This window comes from Gelidibacter sp., assembly GCF_035577925.1.
GTDB lineage: Bacteria > Bacteroidota > Bacteroidia > Flavobacteriales > Flavobacteriaceae > Gelidibacter.
Genome location: NZ_DATJCY010000013.1, coordinates 1 through 3,797, shown reverse-complemented (window position 1 = coordinate 3,797; position 3,797 = coordinate 1). Strand labels below are relative to the sequence as shown.

Annotated in this window: 3 protein-coding genes; all 3 read left to right on the top strand. The window is 37.4% G+C overall.

Annotated elements, in window-relative coordinates; translation table 11 throughout:
* A partial coding sequence (locus VNJ50_RS00430) for a CpsD/CapB family tyrosine-protein kinase (RefSeq protein WP_325577986.1) occupies positions 1 to 844 on the top strand: 844 nt, incomplete at its 5' end.
* 336 nt (positions 845 to 1,180) lie between these two features.
* Positions 1,181 to 2,470 carry a nucleotide sugar dehydrogenase gene (locus VNJ50_RS00425; RefSeq protein ID WP_325577988.1) on the top strand — a complete coding sequence of 430 codons (1,290 nt, stop codon included), beginning with the start codon at positions 1,181 to 1,183 and terminating at the stop codon, positions 2,468 to 2,470.
* On the top strand, positions 2,470 to 3,447 hold the full coding sequence (locus VNJ50_RS00420) for an SDR family oxidoreductase (protein WP_325577984.1): 978 nt from the start codon (positions 2,470 to 2,472) through the stop codon (positions 3,445 to 3,447). The genes VNJ50_RS00425 and VNJ50_RS00420 overlap by 1 nt, the downstream gene beginning before the upstream one ends.
* The last annotated feature ends 350 nt before the right edge of the window (positions 3,448 to 3,797 follow it).

Genomic DNA, 3,797 nt, shown 5'->3' with positions numbered 1-3,797 from the left:
CGATGTGGAGCGCTTATCCAGCATTCCTATTCTTGGATTGATTGGAAAATATAGCTATAAAAATAATTTAGTGGTTTTTGAAAAACCAAAATCAGCGGTAGCAGAATCGTTTCGATCGATTCGTTCAAGTTTACAGTTTATCTATAAAAAACAAGGCGAAGAAGATGGTCGCGGAAAAACCATTATGATTACCTCGTCGGTGAGTGGCGAAGGAAAAACGTTTTGTTCCATCAATATTGCAACGGTTTATGCCTTATCAGGTAAAAAAACCTTATTGCTTGGCGTAGATTTGAGAAAGCCTAAGATTTTTGATGATTTTGGAATTGATAATGAAAAAGGAATCGTTAATTATTTGATCGGTGAACATTCGTTTGACGACATCAATTATTCCTCCCATATCGAAAATCTGGATGTGATCCCGTCAGGACCGGTACCTCCAAATCCGTCGGAATTGTTGATGGGCGACCGCATGAAGGAATTCATGGAATTGGTGCGCGGACGTTATGATATGATTGTTCTGGACACGCCACCTTTAGGTTTGGTAACCGATGCCTTGGAGTTGACGCAATACGCCGATGCGACGTTGTTTATGGTGCGTTTGGATTATACCAAAAAAGGGATGTTGGCACTGATCAACGCAAAATATAGAATGGGCGAAGTGAAAAACATCAACTTTATCCTCAACTTCTACAAGCATAAAACCAATCATAATTATGGTTACGGTTATGGCTACGGCTATGGTTACGGCTACGGTTATGGCACCTATGGCAACTCGTATCACGAAGGAAACGGAAAGCGTCCGCTGGTACGTCGTATAAAAAAGTTTTTTAAAATTAATACCTAAAAATTTTTAATTCTATAAATCGAAAAATCGAATGCTAAGGTCTTTTTTGAAGTGAAAATTTAATTGGGCAGTTATTTTTATAACCGTCCGTTTGAATACAGTTGACAGACTTATCGCTTTTTTTTCAATTGATATGCTGTTATATTTTCAGTGACCAATGAGCTATTATAAGATTTGAACAACATCGAACACGTTCAGATTCAACAATCATAGCATAAAAGCTACACTAGGACGATTATTTAAAGGTCAAGGTTCGAAATCAATAAAAGATGGGTTCAGAATTGGAGTTTTTCTGTAGATTTGCAGTTCATTTTTAAATTTTTAAAATACATCATGATAAGTCATCCCAAAATTACAGTCATTGGATTAGGATATGTAGGTTTACCACTTGCTGTTGAGTTCGCTAAAAAGTTTTTAGTTGTAGGTTTTGATATCAATCAAAAGCGAATTGACGAATTGAAACAAGGCGTTGACCGAACTTTGGAAGTTGATAACGACGATCTGAAATCCATTTTGGTTACCGACTTAAAGGCGTCAAATGGTTTGTTTGTTTCTAACAATACATCAGATATTGAAGATTCGGATTTTTATATTGTTACAGTGCCAACACCAACTGATGCATTGAACAAACCGATTTTCACACCCTTGGTAAAAGCCAGTGAAACTGTTGGTAAAATACTTAAAAAAGGAGCTGTTGTCATTTATGAATCTACGGTATATCCTGGCGTAACGGAAGATATTTGTGTACCTATTTTGGAAAAAGAATCAGGCCTGAAATTTAACGTCGATTTCTTTGCGGGCTATTCACCGGAACGTATTAATCCTGGCGATAAAACCCATACTGTAACCAAAATTTTGAAAGTAACTTCGGGTTCTACACCTGAAATTGCTGTTAAAGTAGATGAACTTTACAAATCCATAATTACTGCTGGAACGCACATGGCACCAAGTATTAAAGTTGCCGAAGCTGCCAAGGTGATTGAAAATTCGCAACGTGATATCAATATTGCTTTTGTCAATGAGTTGTCAAAAATATTCCGATTGTTGGATATTGATACCAAAGCCGTTTTGGAAGCCGCTGGTACCAAATGGAACTTTATTAAAATGTCTCCAGGTTTGGTTGGTGGACATTGCATTGGCGTAGATCCTTATTACTTGGCTCAAAAAGCCATCGAATCGGGGTATAATCCTGAAATCATCCTTGCAGGCCGTAAAATGAATGATAGCATGGGCGGTTATGTAGCTCAAGAAACCGTTAAAATGATGATCAAAAAAGGCGCGACCATCAAAGGTGCAAAAGTTTTGGTTTTGGGAATTACGTTTAAAGAAAACTGCCCGGATATTCGAAATTCAAGAGTGATTGATATTGTTCATGAACTTGAAAGTTATGATGCCGATGTGGATGTTTACGATCCGTGGGCGTCTTCTGAAGAAGTAAAACACGAGTATGGTTTTGATTTGATTTGTTCTGATACCAAATTGGCTTCTAAATATGACGGCATCATCCTCGCAGTAGCTCACAATGAATTTTTAAAATTGGATTTCCAAGGCTTAAGATCGGATATAGGCGTTATTTTTGACGTTAAATCCTTATTGCCAAAAGAATCTGTAGATGCCCGATTATAATGTACACACACGCTTATCATACTGAAGATTTATCAAAATATAGTTTTTTAATTACCGGTGGTGCAGGTTTTATTGGTTCCAACTTGGTGCAATACCTCTTGCAGCACGGTGCCAAAAAAGTAAGGGTACTTGATAATTTTTCAAATGGTTATAGAGAAAACCTTACCGAATTTATGGACAATCCGGCCTTCGAATTAATTGAAGGCGATATCAGGGATATTGACACTTGCCACAGAGCGGTTAAGGACATGGACTTTGTGTCGCATCAAGCGGCATTAGGTTCGGTACCAAGATCTATCAATGATCCGGCAACCACCAACGATGTCAATATTTCAGGGTTTTTGAATATGATGATTGCCATCAAAGACAATCGTAATGTAAAACGCATGGTTTATGCCGCGTCAAGTTCAACCTATGGCGATAGTAAAACCTTGCCTAAGGTAGAAGAAACTATTGGCCGACCTTTGTCACCTTATGCCGTTACAAAATACGTTAACGAATTGTACGCCGATGTGTTTGGCAAAACTTATGGCACTGACGTAATTGGCTTCCGATACTTTAATGTTTTTGGTCCCAAACAAAGTCCTAATGGTGCTTATGCAGCGGTGATTCCACTGTTTATGCAATCTTTAAAAGATAATGTTGCTCCAAAAATTAATGGCGATGGCGGACAAACGCGCGATTTTACCTTTATAGACAATGTTGTTCAGGCTAATGTTAAAGGTATGTTTGCTTCAAAAGAAGCTGGTAACCAAGTGTATAATGTGGCTTGTGGCGAGCGTATCGATATTAATTATTTGTGGGATTCCTTAAAAGCAGCGGCCAACTCGCAACTGGAAGCACAATACGGACCAGAACGTCAGGGCGATGTGCGCGATTCTTTGGCCGATATTTCAAAAGCCCATGAATTATTAAACTATAGCCCAAGATATACCGTTCGTGAAGGTTTGAAGATTACTTGGGACGCTTTTAGTTAATGCTCAGTTTTGTTCAAATGATGTATTAAGTTTTCAGAAAACATATATTTTCCAATAATTGAAATGGATTCAAAAGTCAACACAACGTATATATAATAGTAGCGTTGACTTTTTTATGAGATTTAAAATCAATTTTATAACTTTTTAAAAACATCCTATTCTGTTTTTTATATCTTCGTTTTTTGATAGCGATGCAGTAATTCAGGCGAATTTTCTCTATTAATAAGGGGATCTCTCAATAAACATTTCAAGCCAATTAATAGTTAATCGATGCTATGACAAATTTTTTAATCACGGGTGGTGCAGGCCATATTGGGAGCTCATTAGCTGAACGATTAATTGAAAATGAA

Coding starts and splice junctions, on each gene's coding strand:
- VNJ50_RS00420 (WP_325577984.1), top strand. CDS start 2,470: ATGTACACACACGCTTATCATACTGAAGATTTATCAAAATATAGTTTT.